The sequence below is a fragment of the Actinomadura sp. NAK00032 genome, assembly GCF_013364275.1.
Taxonomy (GTDB): Bacteria; Actinomycetota; Actinomycetes; order Streptosporangiales; family Streptosporangiaceae; genus Spirillospora.
In genome coordinates, this window is sequence record NZ_CP054932.1 from 3,794,217 (window position 1) to 3,820,527 (window position 26,311).

A 26,311-nucleotide genomic window follows, 5' to 3' on the forward strand; every position below is an offset into this window, starting at 1 on the left:
GCGTGAACGGCATCACAGTCCGCAAGTTGGACCGCTCGATCCAATCCTGATCAGGGCAGGGTGCAACTTCGTCTCAAGGCGGGAAGACAGTGAACGAAGAACAGGCTGACCTGGTCGTCGTCGGATGCGGGGCGGGAGGCTTGGCGGCCGCTGTCCGGTTTCTGGAAACCACATCCGGCGCCAAGGTCGTGGTGCTGGAACGCGCCGACCGCGAACGCCGCGGCGGGAACACCGCGTGGACGGGTTCCTTCTTCCGGCTGCGGCCGGACGGGGAGCCCGCACCGGACTTCGAGCAGCGCATGCATGAGCTGAGCGGCGGACGGACCGACAAGCAGATCATCCGAACGCTCGCCGAGCATGCCAGGCCCACCGTCGAATGGCTGAGAGCCCAAGGCGTGCCCACCATCGCCGGGCCGACGTACTTCCTGACGTCCAAGGGGCCGCGTCTCATGCCCGCCGGAGGCGGCGGCGCCATCGTCGATCGGCTCTGCGCCCGCGTCACCGAACTCGGAGGCGTCATCGAGTACGGCGCGACCGCCACGGACCTCGTCCAGGACTCCGACGGCACCGTCACCGGCGTGACCGGGACCTCCGGAACGGGTCCGGCGGCCGGTGAACGCACCTGGCGGGCGGCAACCGTCGTGCTGGCCTGCGGTGGCTTCGAAGGCAGCGAGACGCTGCTACGCGAGCACCTCGGCGAAACCGGACCCGACCTTCCCACCATCACTCCCGGTGGCCGCGCCAACCGGGGCGACGGCATCACGATGGGCGTCCGGGCCGGCGCGGCGACCGACGGCCAGTTCGACCGCTTCCACGGTGAGCCGGTCGATCCCCGCTCGCGCAAGGCGGAGGCGCTCCTGATGGTCTACCCGTACGGGATCCTCGTCGACCACCGTGGGACCCGCTTCCTCGACGAGGGTGCCGACACTCCGGACAACACTTTCGAGGACGTGGCGTACCGGATCTGGCGCGACGCCGACCAGTTCGCCTTCCTCATCGCCGACCAGAAACTCATGCGGCAGGACATCGGCAGGGCCGTCCTGACCGACGTCGAGCCGGTGACCGCGCCCACACTCGACGTGCTCGCGGCCCGCCTCGACATCGATCCCTCGACGCTGCACAAGACCGTGGCCGCCTACAACTCCGCCGCCGTCCCGGGCGAGCTCGACGTCACACGGCTCGACGGAGCCGCCACGTCGGGACTGGAACCGCCCAAGTCCAACTGGGCCCGGCCCATCGACGAGCCGCCGTACGTCGCCTGGCCGGTGACCTGCGCCATCACCTTCACTTTCGGCGGGCTGCGGACCGACGCCGAAGCTCGCGTCCTGACCGCCGGCGGTCTGCCCATTCCGGGGCTGTACGCCGTGGGCGAGGTCGCGGGGATCTATCACCACAACTATCCCGGCGCCACTTCCGTCCTGCGGGCCCTGGCCTTCGGCCGTATCGCCGGAGAACACGCCGCGGCCCGAACAGGGGAGCTGGACGTCCAGTGATCGCCGAAACCCACCCGTCCCGGCCCGTGGCGACCGCCCGCCGAGCGGCGCTGGCAAGCCTGGTCGGCACGACCATCGAATGGTTCGACTTCTTCATCTACAGCACCGCGTCCGCGTTGGTGTTCGGCCATCTGTTCTTCCCCCACGCGAACCCGCATGTCGGCAGGCTCGCCTCCTTCGCGACCCTCGCGGTGGCGTTCGCGGCGCGTCCGATCGGCGCCGCCATATTCGGGCACCTGGGCGACCGCCTGGGCCGCCGCGCGACACTCATCACCACCCTGGGCATCATGGGCGGGGCGACCGGCCTGATCGGATGCCTGCCAACCTACGACAGCATCGGCATGTGGGCACCGGTCCTGCTCGTCATCCTGCGGCTCCTCCAAGGCATCGCCGTAGGCGGTGAATGGGGCGGCGCGGTCCTCATGTCGGTCGAGAACGCGCCCGCGGGACGCAGAAGCCTGTACGGCTCGGCGCCGCAGGTGGGCAGCCCCATCGGCCTGCTCCTGTCCACCGGCGCGATGTCCGCGGTCGCCACACTCGATGAGTCCAGTCTGATGTCGTGGGGATGGCGGATCCCGTTCCTCACGGGGTTCCTCCTGCTGCTCATCGGGCTGCTGATCCGGCTCGGCGTCGAAGAGTCGGTGGAGTTCAGCAAGGCCAAGGACGCGGGGGAGACCGCACGAACGCCGCTGCTGGAGGTCTTTGCCCGCGCATGGAAAGGCCTGCTCACCGGTATCGGCCTGCAGGCTTCCGTGAACGTCGTCTTCTACCTCATCGCGGTCTTCTTCCTCTCGTACGCGACGAACGCCCTGGGCTATCACCGCGACACCGCGTTGCTCATCGTCAGCTTCGCGGCCGCGGTCGACCTGTTCGCCTTGCCGCTGTTCGCCCATCTGTCCGATCGCATCGGCGCCCACCGCATCTTCTTCTCGGGGGCGGCGTTCACACTGGTCGCCGGCTACCCGTTCTTCCAACTGCTCGACACCGGCAACCTGGTGGTGGTCACGGCGACGATCACCGTCATGATGATCGGTGCGCACGCCACCACCTATGCGGTGATCTCCAGCATGATCGCCGGACTGTTCGACACGCAGGTCCGCTACAGCGGTACCGCGCTGAGCAACGCGCTCGGCGGCCTGGTCTTCAGCGCTCCCACTCCGCTGATCGCCGAAGCCGTCGTCGGCGAGGACGGCACCCGCTGGTGGCCGCTGGTCCTGATGACAGGGGTCGCCACCTTGATATCGCTGCTGTCCCTGCTCGGCCTCCGGAGCCGGCCGCGGCCGGCCGACGCGGGCAGTGACCCGTGGGCCGCCGACACCGCGAACGATGCCTCACCATCGGCAGGGCACGGATGGCGTCACACCTCAACGCGAAAGGCACAGAGATCATGACGACCGGCAACGCGAAGCGCGAGCACTACCAGATGCTGATCGGCGGAGTCTGGAGCGATGCCGCCGACGGCCGCCGCTTCGACTCGATCAACCCCTTCGACGGACACCACTGGGCCGACGTCCCGCTGGCCGGGGACGAGGACGTGGACGCCGCGGTCCACGCCGCCCGCGCCGCGTTCGAGGAAGGCCCCTGGGCGGCGGCGTCCCCGTCCCAGCGCGCCGCGCTGCTACGCCGCCTCGGCGACCTGATCACTGAGCGCGCCGACGATCTGGCTCGTGTCCAGGTGCTGGAGAACGGCAAGCTCATCCGTGAGGTCGCCGGGCAGACGCGGGCACTGGCCGGGCACTGCTACTTCTTCGCCGGCATCGCCGAGACCACGCACGGCCACACTCTCGCCAGCAGCGTCCCGAACATGCACGTCTTCACTGTCCGTGAGCCGCTCGGCGTCGTGGCCGCCATCACCCCGTGGAACAGCCCCCTGGCACTGTTGCTGTGGAAGCTGTGCCCGGCGCTCGCCGCCGGCAACACGGTGGTCATCAAGCCATCCGAGGTCACCCCCGTCTCCACCCTCCTCCTCGGCCGCCTCATCGAGGAGGCGGGCTTCCCGGCGGGGGTGGTCAACATCGTCACAGGCGAAGGCGCCACCGGCGCCGCCCTGACCCGGCACCCCGACGTCGACAAGATCGCTTTCACCGGTTCCACCGCAGTGGGCAGGACCATCGCCGCCACCGCCGCCGAACGCCTCGCCCGCGTCTCGCTCGAACTCGGCGGCAAGTCGCCCAACATCATCTTCCCCGACGCCGACCTGCCCAATGCCGTCAACGGCGTCCTTGCCGGAGTCTTCGCCGCCACTGGGCAGACGTGTATGGCCGGATCTCGTGTCCTGGTGCATCAGGACATCCATGATGAGTTCGCCACCGCCCTCGTGGAACGCGCCAAGAACATCAAGATCGGTGACCCGCTCGACCCCGAGACCGAGATGGGCACCGTCGCCTGCCTCTCCCAGCACCGCAAGGTCCTCGACTACATCGAGATCGCCAAGAAGGAGGGCGCCACTCTCCTGACCGGCGGCGGGCGTCCCGCGGATCCCGCCCTGTCGGAGGGCCTGTTCGTCGAACCGACTGTCTTCTCCGGCGTCACGAACGACATGCGCATCGCCCGGGAGGAGGTTTTCGGTCCAATCGTGGTCCTCATACCGTTCCGGGACGAAGACCATGCCGTCACGATCGCCAACGACACGCCCTTCGGCCTCGCCGCGGGCGTCTGGACCATCGATGTCGCCCGTGCCCACCGCATGATCCGCCGGCTCCGCGCCGGCACGGTCTGGGTGAACAACTACCGAAAGACCAACTACATCGCGCCCTTCGGCGGATTCAAGGACAGCGGCCTCGGACGCGAGAACGGTCTCGAGGCGATCAACGACTACACCGAGGTGAAGACCGCCTGGATCGACATGGGCAACCAGATCAAGGATCCGTTCAACCCCCGCGCTTAGAAGGGAGCTACGGGTCGGCTCTGAGTTCGTTCCAGGCCAAGAGCGTGTCTCACGTGGGGAGTTTGGCGAGCTTCTCGTAGCAGGTGATGGTGGCTGCGAGGACGAGGAAGGCGTTGAACAGGTGGCCGCGGCGTTCGTAGGGACGGTCAGGCGCCGATAGCCGAACGGCCAGGTCAGATGCTCGGCGGAGTTGTACGCCTTGTCGGCGCGGACTTTCACCGGCCGCCGACGGCGCGGTCCGCGCCGCGACCGGATCGGCGGTAACGCCATCAGCAAGGGTTTGAGCGCGCCTGGCTGTCGTGGACTTTGGTCGCGGCCGCGGCCACAACCTCGCGGCCGTCCAAGCGGTGAACCGCCCATGCGCCGTCGGCACCTCCACCCCGGACTCACCCGACAGGTGCCGCCACGCGCACCCGCTCGCCAGCACGTACACGATCGCGGTGAACACCGCCCGATCGTCCACCGACGCCGTCCCGCCACCCTGCCGACGCGGCGTGAACTCCGGCACCACCGGCTCGACGATCGCCCACAACTCACCCGGCACCACGTGAGACTCGCTCTCAGCGCGTGCTTGAGAAGTTGATCTCGGTCGGTGTGGTTTCGTGATGGAGCACCCCGGGGTGGGGGAGGCCTTAATGCCTGGAAGGCAGCGCCGCCGCAGATCCGCTGAACAGCCCTTATAAGAACCGAAACGCCGCATTCTCACTGCGGGAACATTACCCCGCGCGAGTACGAAGAGGCGTTCTACCGGTCACGCGGCACAGCGTCCCGGACCGGCTGGGAATCAACGATCTCCGCCCCGTCGTCGGGCTTTGGGCCGTGGAAGGGGCGGACGAGAAGGGCCGACCGCCTTCCGATGTGGCGGCGCCGCGGAGTCCAGTTGCTGCCGATGCGAGCCAGGCAGGGGGCGGTGTATTGGGGTACCGGCTCGGTCGCACTGGACCGGGAGGGTGACGACCGTGTTCGTGTCCCTTCGTTGGCTTCCGAGGAGCGAATCAGATGAAGGGGGCCGAGATATCGGTGCTGCGGGAGCGGCCGGTAGCGCAGAACGATCAGGTTGCGGTGCGGCCGGGCCCTGCCGTCAGGTGCCGGGCCCAGGGGGTACCGGCGGCCGCGGCCAGCACCAGCCGTTCATGGGGCGGTTCCGGTCCGACTGGGCGCCAGACGAGGTCTGGATCATCGGCCGAGCTGCTCCAGGTCCGGAGAGCGACCAGAGCATCATCGCCGATGAGCCTGTGGCGGAACAGCGTATGGCTGCCGTGATCGTCGGGGACCGTGTCAGGGGTCCAGCCGTGTTCGCGCAGACGCTTGAGAACGGCGGCCGCGTACCCGGGGGCGCGTTCCGACGGGAACCACAGCAGTCGCTGACCGCACAGGTCGGACCAGGTCAGTCTCGACCGGTCGGCGAGGGGGTGGCGGCCGTGCAGGACGATGCCCAGCGGCTCGTTGCCGACCGTTCGCAGCCGGAGGCCCGAGGTGTCCGCCGGCATGCGCAGGATTCCGAAGGCCAGGGAAGCCCCGAGGAGTAGATCGCGTTGCAGGCAGGAGTCGACCCGCTGGTAGGCGGGTCGACGCCGCCGGTCGGGCGTGATGGCGTGCTCCGCCGCGGCCAGCACGGACTGCGGCACGCCCCGGCATACGCCGACGGTCACCGCCGGGGCCTCGGCGCGTGCTGCCGAGACGGACGAGCTCAACTCGCCCAGCGCCCGGTTGACGCCGTCCAGCAGAAGCCGTCCTGCCTCGGTCAGCTCCATCCCCTGGGGCAGACGCCGGAAGAGTTGCGTGCCGACGCGTCGCTCCAGCGTCCGGATCTGCTGGCTGAGGCTGGGCTGAGCGATGCGCAGACGCCGGGCCGCCTCGGTGACGGTGCCGGCTTCGGCGACAACGGCGAAGTACCGCAGGTGCCGCAACTCCACGCCGGAAAGCTGGTCCACGCCCAACTCACCCGCTCTGGCCAGCGCCCATAGGAGCCAGCCTATACCGGGGGAGCATGCCGGTCTTGGTTTCGGCGGGGCAGCCTGCCGTTAACTTGGGGCATGTATGTGATCGTGCTCAGGTACCTCGCCCCCCTTGATGTCATCGACGCGCTCAAGGATGCCCACTATGCCAACCCCGCCGGCGTGTTCGCCAAGGGAATGGTGCGCTTCGCGGGCCCGCTGGTGCCCCGCACCGGCGGGCTGATCATCGCGGAGGGCGAACCGTCGGCGATCGAGGCGGCCGTCGCCTCCGACCCGTTCATCACCCAGGGCGCGGCCACCGCCGACATCTTCCGGTTCGAACCCACCTGGACGTCGGGGAAGGCCGCCGCGGCGCCGAGCGCCCCTTGACGAGCGCGGACATAGGGCCTGGGCCCGAGATGCTCCGGTAGCGAGGGCTGCGCCATGCCGACGAACCCGGGGACGTGCTCGGGCTTGCGCTCACACCCGCGCCGACGGAGCCGCCGGCGCGGGTGGTCGTCGCCCATTATCGGGAGGCCCCATGCAGGGGTGCGCGTGGCGTCGAACAGCAGGCCCTTGGGATGCAGGGGCCGGTGGAGCAGGCGCGCGGCCAGGGCGAAGGGCCGCGCGAACACCTCGGTGACCGCCCGGGTGACCAGCTGTTGCCCCGGATCCCCGCGAAGAACACCAGGTCCGCCTCACCGCCCAACGCCTCCTCACCATCCATCTCCAGCCCACCGCCCAACATCACCACTGGGCGGACATCTCCCTGGACCTGACAGGCGCCACCCTCACCGACTTCACCCTGACCAACTGCACCGTCCACCACGCCGACTTCTCCCACACGGCCTTCTCGGGGAACGCCTGGTTCCGCGCGACGACTTTCTCCGGGGACGCCGGATTCAACGGGGCGACCTTCTCCAGAGGCTTTGTTCGACGGGGCGACGAAGCTGGGGTCGAGATGACGTCGGCCACCGTGGCGGATGCTTTCAGCGGGCATGTGCCGCCGCCGGGTCGGCGGATCAAGCCGCCCGAAGGGGGCGCGGGTCGCTTCGGTCGAAGTCCTGCGCCCGCGAACGGCTCCTGAGCACTGCTCCACCGGATTGTGCTCAGAAACGATCCTTTTCCAACACACCAGCGGGCCAGCACTGATTGTTACCGGCCGGATCCGGGCAGCGTTAAGGCGGGGCCGTCGGTGAACGCCGGGTACGGCAGGTGCGTCTGACTGGCGCGGGGTTGGAATCGCAGAAGAGCCGGGCGGGTTGCGGCGGGCGGCGCGGCTCGTCCCGGTGTGGGTCGTGCAAGAGGTAATCAAAGTTCTTATCCGCGCGACTCGAAACACGGGCGTGCCGGTAAGTCTCACCCAGTTGGCCACATCTGTGCGAGGTACCGTTCTCCGCCGTCCTCGGCGCTGGTGCCGCTGTCACGGCCGTATCCGCTGATCCGCACGTAGTACTTGCCCGGCTCGACGCTGATCACCTCGGGTTCGAACCCGCCGCCGCCTTCGTTGACGCCGAGCGAGCCGCTGGAGACGTTCAGCAGGAATGTGCCTTCGACGTCGGGCAGCGGCTCGGGGGTGGGGGGTTCGCTGTCCCAGGCTTCGAGGAGCAGAGGGTAGGCGACCTGGTCGGGGTCGGCGACGCGGATGGTGATTTCGTGCTCGCAAGCGCCGAACCAGCCGTGTGGTGACGGCTGTGGGACCGGTCCGTAGTCGTACTCGGCGTCGACGCCGATGCCGAAGATCTCGGGGTCGGCACTGGCGCGGTATTCGGCAGAGTTGTTTGCGGGCATGGCATGGCCTCCCCGGGTTGGCGGGGGCAGGACCTAGGCCCTGCCCCCGCCAATCATCCAGTACGGTTACGGATTTCCGCAGGCGTCGTCGTCCTGGTTGGGAACGTCAGGCTCATCGCCGGGGTCGCCGGCCGCGGCTCGGGGCGTTGACGCCGTTCCTTGGGTAACCGGCGCTTGGGGAGTACGGACCTTGATGTGGTAGGGGTCCATGTTGAGGATCCGGTCGTTGTTGTAGAACGAGCACAGCACACGCCCCGCCGCTTCGTTCTGCGGACCGCATAGTGGCAGCACTGAGTACATGTCCTGGTACTTGGGTCCTCCGAGGTCGTCGTTGTATTCGGCCATCGACCGGGCGACGCCTTCGTAGGTGGTGCGGAACGGGAACTCATCGCACTGCTCCTTCCAGCCGGGGAACCACTTGTCGCATGCTTTGGCGGCTTCGCGGTAGTTGCGGTCGTAGCGCAGCCGGTTCTTCTAGGCGTCCGGCAAGGACGCCGAGTGCGCAGAGCTGCACACCCGATCGCTGCACGAGGCGATCGACACCACCATCCCCGGCGGCCGCCTGGTCTTCCACGTCTTCGCCGCCCTGGCCGAGTTCATCCGCCGTGCGGGGCACCAACGATTGCCTGGCCGCCGCCCGCGCCCGCGGGCAGGATGTCCGGTCCGGGTAGCTGCCAGGAGGCTCGGTAGCAGGCTGGCGGGTTCGTCTGGAAACGGGCGGGTCGAAGCCCAGCGTCAAAGGCCCTTAGGGGGAGCGACGGTGCGGTCCGCAGCATGAAGCGAAGCCTGCGGCGTCGTGCGATGCTCCTCCGCGAGTACCTGATTCACTCCAACGGCCATGGACCGCACCAGATGCCCGGCACCAACGACCTCCGGACATCGAAACGCAGCCTGTCCGCGACGTGTCGGACCTGCGATCCAGCCGCCGAGAACACGCTGTCACGGGCGTGGTCAGCGAGTATCACCGCGCCGCATAAGCCCAGCTCAGACCATGTAACTCACGATTCGAGCGGCACATCCGGGGGTGGACAGACGTATTGTCCGACGATGTACTGTCCGCCGTGATGGATGTACAACAGCATTCCGTGTCGCCGCGCGACGACTTCTATCGCACCTACTCGGCGGCACAGGTCGATGCCATCGTCGACTCGCTCGTTCAGCGTGGCGAGTTCCCGTACGAACTGACCTACCTCGGCGATGGCAGCGAGATGTGGCGGGAGGCCGAAACACCGTCCGATGCCGAGCACTCGCCGATGCTGAGCGATTTCGACACGCTCCTGACGAGCCACGCCGCCCGGCTCCTCGCCGTCGCGCCGTCAGCTTCACCGGTCCGGATCGTCGACCTCGGACCGGGGACGACGCGTCCGGTGCGCGGGCTGATCCGCCACCTGCTGGACGAGTCCCGCCTGGCCGGCTACCGCGCGATCGACATCAGCGCGCAGATCCTCGAACTGGCCAGGCAGAACCTCGGAAATGACTTCCCCGGTCACGCGGGACGCTTCGAGCTGTGCCGCGGCGATTTCACCGGTCCCGATCTCGCCCGCGTTCTCGCCGCCGAAGGCGACGGCGCCGATACCGTTCGTTTCGTCGTCCTGGCCGGTGGGACGCTTTACAACTTTGCCGACCCGGCCCGGGTTCTGCGACACGTATGCCATTCCTTGCGCGATGACGACGCGCTGCTGTTGACGCTGCGCATCGACACCGGTGTCGACCGGCCTCCCTTCATGGACCAGATCAGCGTCGGCGGCCCGTACAAGCCCCAGCAACTGGCGGGACTGGACCTGCTCGCCGTCGACCGCTCCTGGTACGTCACCGAAACCGGGTTCGACCGTGACCGCAGCGATGTCTTTGTCCGGGTGCGGTTCCTCGAGCCGGTCACCGTGACCTTCGCGGTCGGAGACGACCAGAGGGCGGTCGCGTTCGAGCCGGGCGACACCGTGCTCGTCTGGCGCTACCTCTACCACGACGCCGCGGCGGTGGCCGACCAGCTCGGCCGCTGCGGGCTGCGGGTCCGCCTGTTCGAACACGGCCAGGACAAGCAAGTGGTCCTCGTCGCCGCAACGCCCGCCCGCTGACCAGGGATCCGGGCGGTCGGACGGATCAAGATCTTTTCAAGAAGATCAGATGTGGTTACGCTCAGCGCGGGATCGCTGCAGCGATACCGGCCGACGACAGAAGGGTTGGCACATGGCTCTCCACCTCCCGACCGCAGCCGAACTCCGTGACGAGCAGGACCCCGCGGAGCCCAGCAAGATCCAGATGATGACCAGGGACACCTGCTGGAGCGTCAAGCTGAAGGACGACGCCGACCTCGAGCCCGCCGACGTCCACGGCGCGTGACGGTCCCGAGTGAGCCGTCCCGCCATCGCTGACCGAACCGGCGGCGGGACGGCGGACGGCCCGTCCGGCGGGGACGGGGCGTTCGCACGCCCCGTCTCCGCCCTCGACAGCACCCGCAAGGCCTGCCTGTCCGGTACCCACCGCGTCCTGCGCCCCGCGGAGACGCTGCGCCGGATCCGGCCGCTCTTCCCGCTTGTCGGCATCACCCGGCTCGCCGACGTCACCTGGCTGGACGAGATCGGCATACCGGTCTACCAGGCCGTCCGCCCGAACTCCCGGACGGTCTCCGTCAGCCAGGGCAAGGGCCTCACCCGCGACCTCGCCAAGATCTCCGCCGCCATGGAGTCGATCGAGTCCTGGCACGCCGAGCGCATCGGCCCAGGCGAGACGGTCGCCGCCGTCGCCGACATGGAACCCGCGTGCGGGTACCGCGTCCGCGAACTGCCCTTGGAACCTCGTCACCACCTGTGGCCCGGCCTAGAGCTCGAATGGACCAGGGCAACCCGCTTGGACGACGATACGGACACCTTCCTGCCGACCGACCTGCTGCGCCTGGACGGCCGTGTGCGCGACACCTGGATGCCGCCCCTCTTCGCCCAGAACAGCAACGGGCTCGCCAGCGGGAACACCTTCGCCGAAGCGGCACTCCACGGCCTCTACGAGGTCATCGAACGCGACTGCCTGACCCGTGCCAGGACCGAAGCCCCGCTGCCCCTCGACCTGACCACCGTGGAGGGCCCGGCCCGTGACCCGCTGGACCGTCTGGACGCGGCCGCTGTCGACGTTCGCGTCGACGCGCTCCCGTCGCCCACCGGGCTCGCCTGCTTCCTGGCCACCATCTGGAGTGAGGAGTTCCCGGTCTTGTTCGCCGGCGCCGGCGCTCACCTCGACCGCGACGTCGCTCTCTGCCGTGCCCTGACCGAAGCGGCGCAGTCGCGCGCCGCCCAGATCGCCGGGGCTCGGGACGACCTCACCACGGGCGCCTACCGGCGTGCCGTCTCGGGCCGGATCGCACGTCCCGCACCGCCCGCGAAAGCCGGACGGCTCTCTTACGACGAGATCGCTTCCGTCCGTCACGAGACCCTCGCGGAGGACCTGCGCACCACCGTCACCCGCGTCGTGTCCCTGACCGGCCGGTCTCCGCTGGTCGCGGACCACACCGACTCCCGGCTGGGGATCCCCGTCGTACGGGTGGTCTGCCCCGGCCTGGACTGCGAACCGGCGTTGATCTGATGGCCCGGTTCCTGTTCGTCGGCCCCAGCCTGCCGGACGCCGCCGACCTGCCCGCCGCGGACGACATCACCGTCCTCCCGCCCGTTGCGGCAGGTGACCTGCTTGAACTCGCACCCCGGCAGGGAGACGCCGTCGGGATCATCGACGGCTACTTCCGCCAGACCCGCGCCGTCCGGCACAAGGAGATCCTCGCCCTCCTCGAGGCCGGCGTGACGGTCCTCGGCGCCGCCAGCATGGGCGCGCTGCGGGCAGCCGAACTCGATATTTTCGGCATGCGCGGCGTGGGCCGCATCTACCGTGACTACCAGCAAGGGCGGCTAACGGCCGACGACGAGGTGGCCCTCCTGCACAGTCCGGCGGACGATGGGTACCAGCCGGTATCCGAAGCCCTCGTCAACATCCGCGCGACCCTGCGCCTGTGCGTAGATGAGGGGATCCTCGACGGGGCCACCGCAGGCGACCTCATCGCCGCGCTGGCCCGGCGCCCGTACCGCCTGCGCTCCTACCCGGAACTCGTCCGGCTCGCCCGCGAAACAGACATCCCGGCATCAAGCGTTGAAGCGCTACGGCACCTGTGCGCGACCCGCCCGGTCAATCTCAAACGCCGGGACGCACTCGAACTGGTCGGCGAACTGCGCACCCTGGAGGACGGCCGCGCCAACAGCAGCACCCGCCACGCGCCCACCCCCACCGTGGTGCCCGAGGTCACCGTTGCGCCCACCGTCTACCTGCACCGGTGGCGACTGGGGGCGCGTGGCATCGACACCGAGGACGGCAGGACCGCCGAGATGAGCGTCCTGCGGATATGCCAGCTCTTCGCCCGCGACTATCCGGACTTCTATCGGGACCTGGTATTCGACCATCTCGGCCGAGAATGCACCTCCAGATGCCGGACCCGGCACACGAAGGCGACGCTCGACAGAGCGCTGGAGCACGCGCGGCACCGCCGCGTCATCCCGGACCACAGGTCGAGCAAGCCCGAAGACCTGGGCTTTCTCGACCTGTGGCTGTCCCCGGCCGAGCGGGACTCGCGTCCCCTGAAAGACCAGCTCGGCACCTTCCTGGTCCGCAGCTTCCAGCTGACGCCCGGAGCCCCCGCGGACGGCCTGGCACTGGACGCGCTGCGCCGGCGGCCGGTCGTCCAGGCAGCGGCGAAGATCGTCAACGCCGCGAAATCGGTGAACGAGCACGCGCGGCGGACCCAATCCACCTTCGATATCCACAGGTTGTCAGCGGACCGCATCCTGACCCGTATCGGCGAACAATGGGGCGCCGCACCTGAAACCCTGGACCTGCACGCACTCGACCGGGGAATCGGCCCCCGAGACGTCCTGATCGCCGCCGCCCGGCCGTACCATCTTCTCGCCAGATACAACCCTGACCTAATCGACCTGCAGATCAACCGGCCAAGAGGCCCGCGCGCCGACGCCTGACAAACCGGCACTCCTCTGTCGATCTTGGCGCGCCACCGCGGTCGGCGATCGATGAGAGGCGCTCGTCTCGGGTGCCGCATGGCAGATGCCCGGGCGCTGCAGTGGGCCCACGTCGTGGCGTGGATCGACGACGCGGCCGAATGGCGGCCGGTGACCAAGGCCGGCTTCGACCGCGACACCTTCGCCATCTATGTGTGGCGGTCGGTGCGGGCTCACGGCGACACCAAGACCGAGAAGTCGCGCCGGACGCTGGTCTCCGCGCGAGCTGCGTCACTCGTTCGTCTCGATCATGAGTGACGGCGGGGTGCCCATCGAGGCGATCGCCGATCTGTGCGGGCACTCCTCCCCGGCGGTCACCGGTCAGGTGTACCGGCATCAGCTCCGGCCGGTGATCAGCAGGGGCGCACGGGTCGCCGACTCGGTGTTCGGTACGGGCGAGTCGGCGTGGGTCGGCCGGTGGTGGCTCCCCTTGTGGCTCCCCCATCGACTTTCAAGATCGAAAAAGGGCTCCGGAGTGATCTCCGAAGCCCCTCTGAGCTGGTGTTTCTCTGTCGGGACGGCGGGATTTGAACCCACGACCCCTTGACCCCCAGTCAAGTGCGCTGCCAAACTGCGCTACGTCCCGGTGCCCGTTCTGAGCGGGCTTGATTACTGTAGCGCAGTCCGCGGGGTCGTGCGTACCGGGATTGCGGGTCCCGCCGGTCGTTGGGCGGGGCGGATGGTGTCTGTGCGGGGCGTGGTCGGCGGGGTCCTGTGCGCGGGGGTGCTGTGCGGGTGCGGGGGAGGGGCGCGGCCGGTGAGCGGGAGTCCTGAGCCTGAGGTGACGATGGCGACGCGAGTGCCGAGGAAGGTCGTGCCTCGGGTGCCCGAGGGGGTTCGGGCGTCCTATGTGGTCTTCGACGCTCGGGCGGGGCGGGTGCTGGTCGAGCGGCAGGCGGGGCAGGTGTTCCGGTCGGCTTCCGTGGTGAAGATTCTGATCGCGCTGGACTATCTGGAGCGGCATCGGGCCTCGGCGGCGGATCGGGCGTTGCTGAAGGCGATGCTGCGGTCCAGTGACGACGGGGCGGCCACGGAGTTCTGGGGGCGGGGCGGGCAGGGCGAGATCGTCGAACGGATGGTGCGGCGGCTGGGGTTGCGGGAGACGGTGGCGCCGCCTGCGGAGAAGCCCGGGTTCTGGGGGTATACGGCGCTGAGTGCCCGGGACGTCGTGACGATGTGGCGGCATGTGGACGGGTTCGTGCTGGAGCAGTTGCGGCGGGCGACGCCGCGGGGCTCCGATGGGTTCGACCAGACGTTCGGGATTCCGCGGGCGGCGGACGGGGCGGCCGTCAAGCAGGGGTGGTCGGGGTTCGAGGCGCCGTCGCGGCCGTCGGCGGTGCGGCCCGATCTCGGGCTCGGGAGGCCTGTCCTGCACACGACCGGGATGGTGGGGGACAAGATCGTGGTCGTGCTGACGCTGTGGCCGGCGGGGACGTCGTACCGGCGGGCGTCGAACGGGATCACGGCCTTGACCAGGGACGTCCTGCGGGCGGCGTGACGGGCGTCACACGGTCGGGAAGCGTTCCGTGCGGAGCGGGTCATCGGAAGTGGTGGGGTTCGGGCGGGAACGGAAAACCCGGGCAAAGATCTGGGCTGTTTACCAGGTTGTGGGCGAATAGTCCTTCGCTGGCGTATGTAGCTTTTTTCTCCCAGGGGCAGTGACGCCGAACGGGGGACAGGGTTGGCGGAGGCGGAAGGCACCCAGCCCGGGGTGCACGTTGCGGACCTGGAGGACCTCCGGGGGGCCGCGCACGACCGCGCGGTGCTGGCCGAGGCGCGGGTCGTGCTGGCCCGGCGGCTCGGCGTCCCGCCGGGGGAGGCGCTGCAGCATCTGATCTGGCTTGCCCGCGACCTGGAGATGGACCTGGCCGAAGCGGCGTCCCTGCTGGTCAAGGACAGCGGGGACGGGCCGGTCGGGGCCGTGCTCGCGGGGCGCCGCGCGCCGCGGGACGAGGGCGGCGCGGCGGAGCGCCAGGCGGTGCTGTCGGAGGCGGAGGAGGTCCTGCGCCGGGTGATGGCGGAGGACACGGCGGGCGATGCGGAGATCCTCGCCGAGGTGGGGGACGACGCCCTGGCGCGGGCGCTGCTGGACGGGACGCTCGACTCCTGCGCCCACCTGGTGCCGGTCATGGGCCCCGATGGGGCTGTGGCGGACTTCCTGTACGCCGATCTCAACGGTGTGGCCAAGGACATGTTCGGGCGCGGCAGGGAGGAGCTGACCGGGCTCCGGCTGCTGCGCACGGATCCGGGGGCGGTCCTCAGCGGGCTGTTCGAGGAGTACGTGGAGGTGTGGGAGACGGGGACGCGGCTGGAGCGCGACTCGTTCTCCTACACCACGGCGCAGCGGGGGCTGTCCCGCTCGTCCCGGATGAGCGTGCGGTGCGTGCGGGTGTCGACCGGGGTGTGCGTCACGTGGCGGTACCACTTCGCCGAGGACCGCGTCGCGCGGCGGATGGAGCGGGTGGAGCGGCTGGCGCTGATCGGCTTCGGGGAGTGGGACCTCGCGACCGGCGAGGCGGACTGGACGCCGCAGATGCTGGCCAACTACGGCCTCGACCCCGAGGAGGTGCCGCCGATGCCGCACGACCTGCCGAAGGTCGTGGCGGACGACGACCTCCCGCTGATGGAGGAGGCCGTCCAGACGATGTTCTCCCGCAAGGAGCCGGTGGAGGCCGAGCACCGGGTGATCGCGCCGGACGGGACGCCGCGGCACCTGTGGCTGTTCGCCGAGCCGGTGCTGGGCGACTCCGGGCTGCCGGTCTCGATCAACATCGTCTCGCAGGACATCACCCGGCGGCGCGGGGTGGAGCGGGCGCTGGCCGAGACGCGGCGGCAGATGCTCAAGCAGCAGGCGCGGACGGCGCAGGAGCGGCGGGTCGCGGTGACGCTGCGCCGCGCGATCCTGCCGGACGAGGACGAGATCGAGGAGCTGCCGGGCCTGTCGGTGGCGCTGCGCAGCCTGGCGGCGGAGAGCACCGCCCGCATCGGCGGGGACTGGTTCGCGACGCGGGTGCTGCCGGACGGGCGGGCCGTGTTCGCGATCGGCGACGCGGCCGGGCACGGGCTGCCGGCGGCGGCCGCGATGGCGCGCACGCGGAACGGGCTGCTGGGCCTCGCGTGCACGGGCGAGCCGGCGGGGCGGCTGGTGGGCTGGCTGAACGAGCTGGTCGGCAACATGGACCCGCCGGCGACGGGCACCGCGATCGTCGGGCATTTCGACCCGGCCCGCCGGGTGCTGGAGTGGACGTGCGCGGGCCATCCGCCGCCGATCCTGGTCCGGGACGGGTGGGCGGCGCCGCTGGAGGTCGTCCGCGACCCGATGCTCGGCGCGATGCCCGGCTGGCAGTACACGACGATCACCACCGAGCTCGACCCCGGGGACATGCTGTTCCTCTACACCGACGGCCTGGTGGAGCGCAGGGACGCCGACCTGGACGAGCGCATCGAGCGCCTCACCGGCATCCTGCGGGACGGCTCGACCCGCCCCGACCGGGTGCTGGACGAGGTCCTGGCGCGGATGGAGCACGACCGGGCGGCGGACGACACCACGCTGTTCGCGCTGCGGGTCGAGTGACGAAGCGCACCCGGATCCCGGGGTGGGCGGGGCCTGTGAGCTAGACCGCAGGAGGACGCCCCAGGGGCCCTGTGAAGGGCGGCCCCGGGGCAGGCGGCCGCCGGGGCTCCCCGGGTTTCTTTACCTTTTGGTCATCGCCGGTAAGGCCCATGGGCAAAGGGCTGAGGGCCAGTTCGGGAAAGATCGGGAAGATGCCGCGCCCTGACGGTGTTGAAGGATCCTTGGAAGGGCTTTGAGCAGGCAAGACAGAGTTTTGTGCCTGGTTTGCTTTTCCGCAGAAGGTTGGTACCTTCTATCCGGAATCCCGCAGCGCACCCCATGCGTTGCCGCCGGTCGTCCGTTCTCTGGACGGCCGAGGATCGCGGAGCGGAATCCGCACGCGATGCGCGCCAGACGATGCGCGCCCCTCAGAGATCAGTCACTGAGATACATCCGATAAGTCTGCGCCGCAGAGTGCGGTGCGAGGCCGAGTCCGTCCCGGTCGACAGCGACCGGACGGAGCCGGGGACCCAATGTTCCAGGGGTGAATCGGCGCGACCCAGAGCCGCGCCGTAGGGCTGCTTCCATGCCCGAATCCGTCAGCTAACCCGGTAGGCGTCATGGAAGATAGGAGATTCCCTGCATGACCGGTCGTTTCGATCGACTTTCGCTCAACCGCTTCTCCCCCGAGGACAAGGCCGTCGGTGTCGCCGTGGGCGCCGTGCTCACCGGAGCCGTCGGGCTCGCCGTCCTCAACCCCCTCGCCGGCGGCAGCGCCGCGGCCGAGACCCCGGCCCAGGCGAAGGCGGCCGCGGTGGCCGAGCAGGGCACCGCGTCGAAGCAGTCCGCGGGCATGACCCAGGCCGAGGCCCGCGAGGCCGGCTGGGGCGTCGCGCCGCGCCCGGTCAAGGCCTCCGAGGTGATCGACCTCGCCAAGAAGCAGGTCGGCATCAGCGAGGGCAAGGGCGGCCAGACCAAGTTCCACGAGTGGTACACCTCGACCCCGCACGCCAAGGCCACCGCCCAGCGCGACGGCGGCTTCTCGGTCAAGGCCTACAACGGCGCCCAGTGGTGCGACATGTTCGTGTCCTGGGTCGGGGCCCACACCGGCGTGAAGAACATGGGCTGGGACGCCTACACCGTCCAGCACGCCACCTGGTTCAAGAAGACCGACCGCTGGGGCGACAAGCCCAAGCCGGGCGCCGTGGTGTTCTTCGACTGGAAGGACGGCTCGAACGGCAGCATCGGCGACATCGACCATGTCGGCCTCGTCGTGAAGGACAACGGCAACGGCAAGATCAGCACGGTCGAGGGCAACAGCGACAACGAGGTGCAGAAGAAGGTCCGCGACAAGTCCGAGGTCGTCGGCTACGGCTACCCCGACTACGCGTCCTGACGCGCCTCCCAGAGCGTACGGATCGAAGGCGCCCGGCTCCGGCCGGGCGCCTTCGGGCGTTCCTTGAGGGTGTGTCCTAAGTCTCCGTTGTAGGCGGGTAATGGGAAGCAATGACAGCCTTTGACGCCCCCTGGGCCTCACTGGGGCGTTCCTGGATAGGAATCCCTGGCAACGTCCGACCGGCCTCCGGCTCCCGGCGGCCGGGCCGGTGCGAGCGGGAACCGGTGAGGGGAGGCCGAGCGGGTGCGCCCGGATGTCAGCGTGGTGGTGATCGCCTACAACGACGCCCGGCGGCTCCCCCATGCGGTCGCCTCGACGCTGGAGCAGTCCCTGGGCGGCGTCGAGACCGTGATCGTCGACGACGCCAGCACCGACGGCACCGGGGAGGTCGCCGAGCGGCTCGCCGCGGCGCGGCCGGGCCGGGTCCGGGCGGTGCACCTGCCGGTCAACTCCGGCGGCTGCGGCCGGCCCCGCAACGCCGGCGTGGACGCCTCGTCCGGCCGGTACGTGATGTTCCTCGACAGCGACGACCTGCTGGACCGGCACGCCTGCCTCAACCTGCTCGCCATCGCCGAGGACACCGGCGCCGACCTGGTCTCCGGGCTGTGCGAGCGGGTCTTCCTGGACCTGCCTGAAGGCGCGAAGGGGCGCGTCCGCCCCTGGTACCCGTGGCTGTACGAACGCAGCGCCGTGTACGGCTCGCTGCGCGAGAACCCCGACCTCCTCTACGACACCCTCTCCACCAACAAGGCGTACCGGCGCGGCTTCCTGGAGGAGCACGGCCTGCGGTTCGTCGAGCGGCTGCACTACGAGGACCTGCTGTTCACCGCCGAGGCCTACCTGGCGGCGGAGCGGACCGCGGTGATCCCGCACCGCGTCTACCGCTGGCTCGTCCGGCGGCGGACGGGCGCGCCGTCGATCTCCAACCGGCGGGCGGACCCGGCCAACTTCGCCGACCGGCTGGAGATCCACCGGCGCATCGACATGCTGTTCGCGCTGCGCGGCGCGCACGATCTCGGGCGCGCCAAGGACGTGAAGTTCGTCAACCACGACCTGCTGCTCTACCTGCGGGAACTGCGCGGGCGCGACCCCGCCCACCGGGACCGGTTCCTGGAGCTGGCGGCCGGCTACCTGGCCGAGCTCGACCCGCGCGTGTTCGAGCTGGCCAACCCGCTGTCCGCGATCGCCGCGTACCTGGTCCGCGAGGGCGACCACGCGGGGGCGCTGGCCGCCGCCGAGTACCGGCCACCGCGGCGGCCCGTGCTCCGCGCCCGGCTGGTGGAGCGGGACGGGCGGGTCTTCTGGGGCGAGGGCGGGCCGCGCGGGCGGCTCGGCCGCCGGATCCTGGACGTCACCGGCCTCGGCTTCCACGTCCGGCCGCTGCGGGAGCTGTGCCCGGCCGGGACCGTGACGCGGCTGGAGGTGCGCGGCGGCCGCGCCCTGATCGCCGGGCACGTGCCGAACCCGCTGCGCCGGATCCCGCCGGCCGCCGAGCTCGCCGGGACGCTGGAGTTGCGCGACCGGCGCCGCGGGTCCCGCCGGGCGCGGATCCGCGCCGCCGTCCGGCACGAGGGCGACCGCCTGGCCTGGCGGGCGGAGTTCGACCCGGCCGCCGGGATCAGGCCGATCGGGTTCGCCGACCCCGTCTGGGACGCGTGGCTCCGCGTCCGGGCGGACGGCGAGGACATGGTCTGCCGCCTCGGCGAGGGCCCCGGATCGCCGCCGCTGGAGGGCGTCGCGCTGCCCGTCCGGCCCCGGCTGACGCGGCTTGCCGGAGACAGCCTCCGGTCGCGCCTCACCGGCCGCGGGGACCTGGCGTTCACGCTGGAGACGGCGAACCCGTGGGCGCGGCTCGCGAGGGCCGCCGCGCTGCGCGGCGCCCGCTCGGCGGCGGGGCGGCTCGCCTGGCGCCGCGTCCGGGCGGCGCGGCGGGCGGCGGCCCGGCGGCTCACCGCGCGCCGGACCAAGGTCGCCGTGTTCAACCGGGTGCTCAGCCGGCTGCCCGTCCGGACCGGCCAGGTGGTCTTCGAGAGCCATCTAGGACGCCACTACTCCGACAACCCCAAATACCTCTACCGGGAGCTGCGCAGGACGGGGCGGCCGATCACGGCGGTGTGGGCGTACGCGTCCTCCCCGAAGGGGTTCCCCAAGGACGCCGTGCTCGTCCGCCGGGGCTCGTGGAGGTACTTTCTGGCGCTGGCACGCGCCCAGTTCTGGGTGGACAACCAGGGCTTCCCCGAGGGCCTGCGCAAACGCCGTGAGACCACCTATATCCAGACCTGGCACGGCTCGGCCGTCAAGCCGATGGGTCTCGACCAGCCGCGCCTGAAGCGGGCCTCCGCCGCCGAGAGGGCCCGGCTGCGGCGCATGGTGGAGCGCTACGACTGCTTCCTGGTGCGCTCCGGGCACGACGTCGAGACCCTGTGCGCCGGGCTCGGGGTGCGCTCGGAGCTGCTCCCCGCCGGGTACCCCCGCAACGACCCCCTGGTCAACGGGGTGGACGGCGATCCGGAGCTGGCCGCCGAGGTCGCCGCGCTCCGCGAATCCCTCGGCCTGGACGACGGCCGCCGCGCCGTCCTGTACGCGCCGACCTTCGCCACCGGGCCGGACGGGCGCCCGGGCGGGCTGCTGGAGCCCCCCATCGACCCCGAGATATTCGCGCGGGAGCTGGGGGAGGAGTACGTCCTGCTCGTCCGGCCCCACTACCTGTGCCGCGCCAACGTCCCGCCCGGCGCCCGCGCGGTCATGCGGGACGCCGGCGCGGTGCCCGACGCCACCCTCCTGCTGCTCCTCGCGGACGCGCTGGTCACCGACCACTCCTCGATCATGTTCGACTTCGCGCTGCTGGACCGGCCGATCGTCCTGCACCTCCCGGACGGCCTCGACCGCGCCCCCGGATACCTCGACCTGGGCCGGGACGGTCCCGGGCCGATCACCCGCACCGAGCGGGAGCTCGTCGCCGCGCTGGCCGGCCTGGACGCCGCAGAGGCCGTCCAGGGCCCCCGGCGCCGCGCGTTCGCCGCGCGCTTCGGCGAGCACGACCGGGGCACCGCCGCCCGGACGGTGGCGGACCGCTACTTCCCGGCCGCACGGCCGGACCGCAGGAGTGAACGCACGAACCGCAGGGGGAGCAGCCATGGCCGCACCGCGTGACGTCTTCATCGTGTGCAACAACGCCGACGACATGGGCGGGCTGCAGCGCTGGGCGCACCACATGGCACGGCTGCTGGCCGGGCGCGGCGACCGGGTCACCCTGGTCGGGATCGCCCGCGGCGCGGAGCCGTACCACCACGACCGCGACGGCTCCTACGCCGTCGAGGTGCTGCACCGGGACTGGCGGGCACCCGTGCTGGCGTGGCGGCCGAAGGGGACGCTGCAGAAGCTGAACGCGGCGGCGCGCGCGCGGGACCTGCGCCGGACGGCGGCCCAGCGGCGCGGCGCCGCGCGGCTGACGGAGCTGTTCGCCGCCGCCGGGCCCGGGGCAGTGGTCATCGTGGCGCAGGTGTGGGCGATGGAGTGGGTGCGGCTGGCCGACACGTCCGGGCTGCGGGTCGTGGCGATGAGCCACGAGTCGTACGAGGCCACCCGCAAGTCGACCCGCTACCGCAGGGTCAGGGAGCACTACACCGGCGCCGACCGGATGCTGGTGCTGACGGCCGAGGACGCCGACGCCTGGGCCCGGGACGGCATGACCAACGCCGACCACATCCCGAACCCGCTGCATGTGACGCCGGCCGTCCACCCCACGCTGGACCTCCCGGTCGTCGCCTGCGTCGGGCGCCTGTCCCACGAGAAGGGCGTCGACCTGATGCTGGAGGCGTGGGAGGCGGTCCGCGCGGGCCATCCGGACTGGCGGCTCCACATCTACGGCGGCGGCCCGAAGGAGGCGGAGCTGCGGGCGCGGGCGGAGGCCGCCGGGCTGTCGGACTCCGTGGAGTTCCGGGGGGTGGTCACCGACGTCGAGCAGGCGCTGGTCGAGGCGTCGGTGCTCGCGCTGCCGTCGCGGGCCGAGGGCTTCCCGATGTCGGTGCTGGAGGCCATGGCCTACGGGCTGCCGACGGTCGCGTTCGACTGCGCGCCGGGCGTCCGGGCCCTGCTCGGCGACGGCGAGGAGAGCGGCGTCCTGGTCGAGCCGGGCGACACGGCCGCGTTCGCCGCCGCGCTGGACCGCCTCATGGGGGACCCGGAGGAGCGCCGCGCCCTCGGGGCCGCCGCGCGGGCGTCGGTGCTGCGCTTCCACCCGGACGCCGTCCTCGCCCGCTGGGACCGGCTGTTCGACCTGCTGTACCGCGAGCATCCGGCGGCCGTGCCCGAGCGCCCGCCCGCGCCCGTCCGCGAACCGGCGCCGGCGCCGGCGGCGGAGCGGGCGGTGGAACCCGCCCTGGGGAGAGATTCTTTCTAACAACTGTTTGGTAGAGTTCCTGGCGTGAAGCAGAACGAGTCGCCGGCGGACCGCGCGTTCCGCGCCGAGGTCCGCGACTGGCTCCAGACGAACCTCTCGGGTGACTTCGCGCACGCCCGCGGGCTCGGCGGGCCCGGCCGCGAGCACGAGGCGTTCGAGGAGCGGCTGGCCTGGGAACGGCACATGGCCGCGGCCGGCTGGACGTGCGTCGGCTGGCCGCGCGAGTACGGCGGCCGCGGCGCCACCGTCGAGCAGCAGGTGATCTTCCACGAGGAGTACGCGCTCGCCGACGGCCCCGCCCGGGTCAACCACATCGGCGAGAACCTGCTCGGCCCGACGATCATCGCGTTCGGCACCGACGAGCAGCGCGCCCGGTTCCTCCCGCCGATCGTGGCGGTCGAGGAGCTGTGGTGCCAGGGCTACTCCGAGCCCGACGCCGGCTCCGACCTGGCCAACGTGCAGACCCGCGCCGAGCTGTCCGGCGACCACTGGACGGTCAACGGCCAGAAGGTGTGGACGTCGCTGGCCCTCGAAGCGGACTGGTGCTTCGTCGTCTGCCGCACCGAGCCCGGCTCGTCCCGCCACAAGGGCCTGTCGTACCTGCTCGTCCCGATGAAGCAGGACGGCGTGGACATCCGGCCGATCATCCAGCTCACCGGCACCTCCGAGTTCAACGAGGTGTTCTTCGACGACGCCCGCACGGGCGCCGGCGACATCGTCGGCGCGCCCGGCGAGGGCTGGAAGATCGCGATGGCCACGCTCGGGTTCGAGCGCGGCGTCGCGACCCTCGGCCAGCAGGTCGGGTTCGCCCGCGAGTTCGAGGGCGTCGCCGACCTCGCCCGCCGCACCGGCGCCGTCGACGACCCGCTGCTGCGCGACCGGCTGACCCGGTCCTACATGGGCCTGGAGATCATGCGGCTGAACGCGGTGCGGACCATGGCGGGCGTCGCCGCCGGCGCCCCCGGCCCCGAGTCGTCCATCTCCAAGCTCGTCTGGGGCACCTGGCACCGCGAGCTGGGCGAGCTGGCCATGGACGTCCTCGGCGCCGCCGGGCTCGTCGCCGACGATGAACCCTACGACCTCAACGACTGGCAGCGGCTGTTCCTGTTCTCCCGCTCCGACACGATCTACGCCGGGTCGAACGAGATCCAGCGCAACATCATCGCCGAGCGCGTGCTCGGGCTCCCGAGAGAGGCACGCGGATGACGCCCCCGCCCTACGTCCCCGGCCACGGCCTGCTGAAGGACCGCGCCGTCGTGATCACCGCCGCCGCCGGCGCCGGGATCGGCGGCGCCACCGCCCGGCGCTGCCTGGAGGAGGGCGCCCGCGTCCTGATCTCCGACACGCACGAGCGGCGGCTCACCGCGTCCGCGCAGGAGCTGGAGAAGGGGTTCGGCGCCGACCGGGTCGCCGCGCTGCCCTGCGACGTCACCTCCGAGGAGCAGGTCCAGGCGCTGTACGCGCTCGCCGTCGAGCGCTACGGCCGCGTCGACGTCGCCGTCAACAACGCCGGCCTCGGCGGGACCGCCGACCTCGTCGACATGGCCGACGAGCAGTGGGACCGCGTCATCGACATCACCCTCAACGGCACCATGCGCTGCACCCGCGCCGCCCTGCGCGCCATGCGGGACCAGGGCTCCGGCGTCATCGTCAACAACGCCTCCGTGATCGGCTGGCGGGCGCAGAAGGGCCAGTCCCACTACGCGGCCGCCAAGGCCGGCGTCATGGCGCTCACCCGCTGCGCCGCGCTGGAGGCCGCCGACCACGGCGTCCGGATCAACGCCGTGTCGCCGTCCCTCGCCATGCACCCGCACCTGGTGAAGGTGACCTCGGAGGAGCTGCTGGACGAGCTGACGCGGCGGGAGGCCTTCGGGCGCTACGCGGAGCCGTGGGAGGTGGCCAACGTTATCGTCTTCCTGGCCAGCGACTACTCGTCCTACATGACGGGCGAGGTCGTCTCCGTCTCCTCCCAGCACGCATAGGAAACCGATGAGTCCACGACGGCGCGACGCCGAGGGCACCGCCGCCGCCCGCGCGGAACGGCGGGCGGAACTGCTCGCCACGGCCGCCGAGGTGTTCGCCTCCCAGGGCTACTCCGCCACCACCGTCCGGAAGGTCGCCGACGCCGCCGGCATCCTCGGCGGCAGCCTCTACTACCACTTCGACTCCAAGGAGTCGATGGCCGACGAGATCCTCCGCACCTTCCTGGACGAGATGTGGGCCGGGTACGAGCAGGTCCTCGCGGCGGGCCTGAACGCCCGCGACACCCTCGAGGCCGTCGTCGCGCAGTCGTTCCGCTCGATCGACCGGCACCGGCCCGCCGTCGTCCTCTACCAGAACGAGTCCAAGCACCTCGCCACCACCGGCGAGCGGTTCCACTACCTGCTCGACTCGCAGCGCCGGTTCGAGGAGATGTGGCTGTCGCTGCTGGACCGGGGCGTCAAGGAGGGCGCGTTCCGCGCCGACCTCGACCGCACCCTCGTCTACCGGTTCATCCGCGACACCGTGTGGGTCGCGGCGAACTGGTACCAGCACGGCGGGCGGCTGTCCGCCGACGACATCGCCAAGCAGTACCTCGCCATGGTCCTCGAAGGCATCCAGGCGAGCTAGGCCCCCCGTACGAAGGAGAAGACCATGGCCGAGGCGTACATCGTCGACGCAGTCCGGGCCCCGGTGGGGCGGCGCAACGGCGGGCTCGCCGGCGCGCACCCCGCCGACCTCGGCGCGCACGTCCTCACCGCGCTCATGGACCGGACGAAGATCGACCCGGCCGCCGTCGAGGACGTCGTGTTCGGCTGCGTCGACACCATCGGCCCGCAGGCCGGCGACATCGCCCGCACCTGCTGGCTCGCCGCCGGGCTGCCCGAGGAGGTCCCCGGCGTCACCGTCGACCGGCAGTGCGGCTCGTCCCAGCAGGCCGTGCACTTCGCCGCGCAGGCCGTCCTGTCCGGGACGTCCGACCTCGTCGTGGCGGGCGGCGTGCAGAACATGTCGCAGATCCCGATCGCCTCCGCGATGACCGCCGCCGCGCCGCTCGGCTTCACCGAGGGCCCCTTCGCCGGCTCCAAGGGCTGGACCCGCCGCTACGGCGACCGGGAGGTCTCCCAGTTCCACGGCGCCGAGATGATCGCCCGCGACTGGGACCTGTCCCGCGAGGAGATGGAGCGCTTCGCCTACGAGTCGCACCAGCGCGCCATCCGCGCCATCGACGAGGGCCGCTTCGAACGCGAGATCGCCCCCTACGAGGGCGTCGCCACCGACGAGGGCCCCCGCCGCGACACCACCCTGGAGAAGATGGCCGGCCTGAAGACCCTCGTGGACGGCGGGCGCCTCACCGCCGCCGTGTCGTCCCAGATCTCCGACGGCTCCGCCGCCCTGCTCATCGCCTCCGAGCAGGCCGTCAAGGACCACGGCCTCACCCCACGCGCCCGCATCCACCACATCTCCGCCCGCGGCGAGGACCCGATCCGGATGCTGTCCGCGCCGATCCCCGCCACCGCGCACGCGTTCAAGAAGACCGGCATGACGATGGACGACATCGACGCCGTCGAGATCAACGAGGCGTTCGCGTCCGTCGTCCTCGCCTGGCTGAAGGAGACCGGCGCCGACCCCGCCAAGGTCAACCCCAACGGCGGCGCCATCGCCCTCGGCCACCCCCTCGGCGCCACCGGTGCCCGCCTCATGACGACCCTCCTCCACGAACTGGACCGCACGGGCGGCCGCTACGGCCTCCAGACGATGTGCGAAGGCGGCGGCCAGGCGAATGTGACCATCCTCGAGAAGCTGTGACTCCCAGGGGAGCGCCCC

Annotated in this window: 24 protein-coding genes, 1 tRNA gene, 1 pseudogene and 1 riboswitch; of the genes and pseudogenes, 20 read left to right on the forward strand and 6 right to left on the reverse strand. The window is 70.9% G+C overall.

The features are described from left to right. The first annotated feature begins 89 nt into the window (after positions 1 to 89). The 3 genes from HUT06_RS17710 to HUT06_RS17720 are packed head-to-tail and all read left to right on the forward strand — an operon-like array spanning position 90 to position 4,380. Positions 90 to 1,493 carry an FAD-binding protein gene (locus tag HUT06_RS17710; protein WP_302931809.1) on the forward strand — a complete coding sequence of 468 codons (1,404 nt, stop codon included), beginning with the start codon at positions 90 to 92 and terminating at the stop codon, positions 1,491 to 1,493. Next, positions 1,490 to 2,884 carry an MFS transporter gene (locus tag HUT06_RS17715; protein WP_217711331.1) on the forward strand — a complete coding sequence of 465 codons (1,395 nt, stop codon included), beginning with the start codon at positions 1,490 to 1,492 and terminating at the stop codon, positions 2,882 to 2,884. Before HUT06_RS17710 ends, HUT06_RS17715 begins: the two co-directional genes overlap by 4 nt. Then, complete coding sequence (locus tag HUT06_RS17720; protein WP_176196754.1) at positions 2,881 to 4,380, forward strand: aldehyde dehydrogenase; 1,500 nt, start codon at positions 2,881 to 2,883, stop codon at positions 4,378 to 4,380. Before HUT06_RS17715 ends, HUT06_RS17720 begins: the two co-directional genes overlap by 4 nt. Positions 4,381 to 4,429: 49 nt before the next feature. Here HUT06_RS17720 and HUT06_RS17725 read toward each other — a convergent pair whose 3' ends face one another. Together HUT06_RS17725 and HUT06_RS45240 are read right to left on the reverse strand one after the other, a co-directional pair. Further along, entirely contained in the window at positions 4,430 to 4,924 is a 495-nt protein-coding gene (locus HUT06_RS17725) for a transposase (RefSeq protein WP_217711332.1), read from the reverse strand. A gap of 508 nt (positions 4,925 to 5,432) precedes the next feature. Continuing rightward, on the reverse strand, positions 5,433 to 6,314 hold the full coding sequence (locus HUT06_RS45240) for a LysR family transcriptional regulator (RefSeq protein WP_217711333.1): 882 nt from the start codon (positions 6,312 to 6,314) through the stop codon (positions 5,433 to 5,435). A gap of 102 nt (positions 6,315 to 6,416) precedes the next feature. Here HUT06_RS45240 and HUT06_RS17735 point away from each other — a divergent pair, with 102 nt between their 5' ends. Beyond that, complete coding sequence (locus tag HUT06_RS17735; protein WP_176196756.1) at positions 6,417 to 6,707, forward strand: YciI family protein; 291 nt, start codon at positions 6,417 to 6,419, stop codon at positions 6,705 to 6,707. A gap of 357 nt (positions 6,708 to 7,064) precedes the next feature. Here HUT06_RS17735 and HUT06_RS17740 read toward each other — a convergent pair whose 3' ends face one another. The 3 genes from HUT06_RS17740 to HUT06_RS17750 all read right to left on the reverse strand — a co-directional run bounded on the left by HUT06_RS17740 (position 7,065) and on the right by HUT06_RS17750 (position 8,453). After that, entirely contained in the window at positions 7,065 to 7,292 is a 228-nt protein-coding gene (locus HUT06_RS17740) for a hypothetical protein (RefSeq protein ID WP_176196757.1), read from the reverse strand. Positions 7,293 to 7,676: 384 nt separating this feature from the next. Next, a complete protein-coding gene (locus HUT06_RS17745; protein WP_176196758.1) occupies positions 7,677 to 8,108 on the reverse strand; it encodes a hypothetical protein in 432 nt (143 codons plus the stop codon). A gap of 66 nt (positions 8,109 to 8,174) precedes the next feature. Further along, a complete protein-coding gene (locus HUT06_RS17750) occupies positions 8,175 to 8,453 on the reverse strand; it encodes a hypothetical protein (protein ID WP_176196759.1) in 279 nt (92 codons plus the stop codon). A gap of 172 nt (positions 8,454 to 8,625) precedes the next feature. Here HUT06_RS17750 and HUT06_RS45600 point away from each other — a divergent pair. From HUT06_RS45600 to HUT06_RS17785, 7 genes and pseudogenes are all read left to right on the forward strand, one after another. Then, positions 8,626 to 8,712 (forward strand): annotated as a pseudogene (locus tag HUT06_RS45600) (recombinase family protein); the annotation flags it as partial. Positions 8,713 to 9,172: 460 nt separating this feature from the next. Continuing rightward, positions 9,173 to 10,183 carry an L-histidine N(alpha)-methyltransferase gene (locus HUT06_RS17760; RefSeq protein WP_176196760.1) on the forward strand — a complete coding sequence of 337 codons (1,011 nt, stop codon included), beginning with the start codon at positions 9,173 to 9,175 and terminating at the stop codon, positions 10,181 to 10,183. A 112-nt stretch (positions 10,184 to 10,295) separates the two neighbouring features. Beyond that, a complete protein-coding gene (locus HUT06_RS17765) occupies positions 10,296 to 10,448 on the forward strand; it encodes a hypothetical protein (protein ID WP_176196761.1) in 153 nt (50 codons plus the stop codon). Positions 10,449 to 10,457: 9 nt separating this feature from the next. Beyond that, on the forward strand, positions 10,458 to 11,681 hold the full coding sequence (locus HUT06_RS17770) for a YcaO-like family protein (RefSeq protein ID WP_176196762.1): 1,224 nt from the start codon (positions 10,458 to 10,460) through the stop codon (positions 11,679 to 11,681). Further along, positions 11,681 to 13,114, forward strand: coding sequence for a TfuA-like protein (locus HUT06_RS17775; RefSeq protein WP_176196763.1), 1,434 nt, complete (start codon positions 11,681 to 11,683; stop codon positions 13,112 to 13,114). The genes HUT06_RS17770 and HUT06_RS17775 overlap by 1 nt, the downstream gene beginning before the upstream one ends. Before the next feature lie 78 nt (positions 13,115 to 13,192). Beyond that, positions 13,193 to 13,411, forward strand: a complete 219-nt coding sequence (locus tag HUT06_RS17780) for a hypothetical protein (RefSeq protein WP_176193782.1) — start codon at positions 13,193 to 13,195, stop codon at positions 13,409 to 13,411. Beyond that, positions 13,404 to 13,700 carry a hypothetical protein gene (locus tag HUT06_RS17785; protein WP_254715238.1) on the forward strand — a complete coding sequence of 99 codons (297 nt, stop codon included), beginning with the start codon at positions 13,404 to 13,406 and terminating at the stop codon, positions 13,698 to 13,700. The genes HUT06_RS17780 and HUT06_RS17785 overlap by 8 nt, the downstream gene beginning before the upstream one ends. Here the strand turns inward: HUT06_RS17785 and HUT06_RS17790 are convergent. Beyond that, positions 13,666 to 13,739, reverse strand: a tRNA-Pro gene (locus tag HUT06_RS17790). The two genes, HUT06_RS17785 and HUT06_RS17790, sit on opposite strands and share 35 nt — an antisense overlap. 237 nt (positions 13,740 to 13,976) lie before the next feature. Here HUT06_RS17790 and HUT06_RS17795 point away from each other — a divergent pair. From HUT06_RS17795 to HUT06_RS17835, 9 genes are all read left to right on the forward strand, one after another. Further along, positions 13,977 to 14,651: a hypothetical protein gene (locus HUT06_RS17795; protein WP_217711334.1), complete on the forward strand. Its 675-nt coding sequence runs from the start codon at positions 13,977 to 13,979 to the stop codon at positions 14,649 to 14,651. Positions 14,652 to 14,864: 213 nt separating this feature from the next. Further along, positions 14,865 to 16,727: a PP2C family protein-serine/threonine phosphatase gene (locus tag HUT06_RS17800; protein ID WP_254715239.1), complete on the forward strand. Its 1,863-nt coding sequence runs from the start codon at positions 14,865 to 14,867 to the stop codon at positions 16,725 to 16,727. A gap of 454 nt (positions 16,728 to 17,181) precedes the next feature. Next, positions 17,182 to 17,339, forward strand: a riboswitch (cyclic di-AMP (ydaO/yuaA leader). 10 nt (positions 17,340 to 17,349) lie between these two features. After that, positions 17,350 to 18,102: a CHAP domain-containing protein gene (locus HUT06_RS17805; RefSeq protein WP_176196767.1), complete on the forward strand. Its 753-nt coding sequence runs from the start codon at positions 17,350 to 17,352 to the stop codon at positions 18,100 to 18,102. 243 nt (positions 18,103 to 18,345) lie between these two features. Then, a complete protein-coding gene (locus tag HUT06_RS17810; protein ID WP_176196768.1) occupies positions 18,346 to 21,255 on the forward strand; it encodes a CDP-glycerol glycerophosphotransferase family protein in 2,910 nt (969 codons plus the stop codon). Then, positions 21,239 to 22,504 (forward strand): glycosyltransferase, encoded by a 1,266-nt coding sequence (locus HUT06_RS17815; protein WP_176196769.1) that lies wholly within the window; start codon positions 21,239 to 21,241, stop codon positions 22,502 to 22,504. Before HUT06_RS17810 ends, HUT06_RS17815 begins: the two co-directional genes overlap by 17 nt. 24 nt (positions 22,505 to 22,528) lie before the next feature. Continuing rightward, complete coding sequence (locus HUT06_RS17820) at positions 22,529 to 23,710, forward strand: acyl-CoA dehydrogenase family protein (RefSeq protein ID WP_176196770.1); 1,182 nt, start codon at positions 22,529 to 22,531, stop codon at positions 23,708 to 23,710. Next, positions 23,707 to 24,486 carry an SDR family oxidoreductase gene (locus HUT06_RS17825; RefSeq protein WP_176196771.1) on the forward strand — a complete coding sequence of 260 codons (780 nt, stop codon included), beginning with the start codon at positions 23,707 to 23,709 and terminating at the stop codon, positions 24,484 to 24,486. The genes HUT06_RS17820 and HUT06_RS17825 overlap by 4 nt, the downstream gene beginning before the upstream one ends. 7 nt (positions 24,487 to 24,493) lie before the next feature. Further along, a complete protein-coding gene (locus HUT06_RS17830) occupies positions 24,494 to 25,114 on the forward strand; it encodes a TetR/AcrR family transcriptional regulator (RefSeq protein WP_176196772.1) in 621 nt (206 codons plus the stop codon). A 24-nt stretch (positions 25,115 to 25,138) separates the two neighbouring features. Next, on the forward strand, positions 25,139 to 26,293 hold the full coding sequence (locus HUT06_RS17835) for an acetyl-CoA C-acetyltransferase (protein ID WP_176196773.1): 1,155 nt from the start codon (positions 25,139 to 25,141) through the stop codon (positions 26,291 to 26,293). Positions 26,294 to 26,311: the final 18 nt, after the last annotated feature.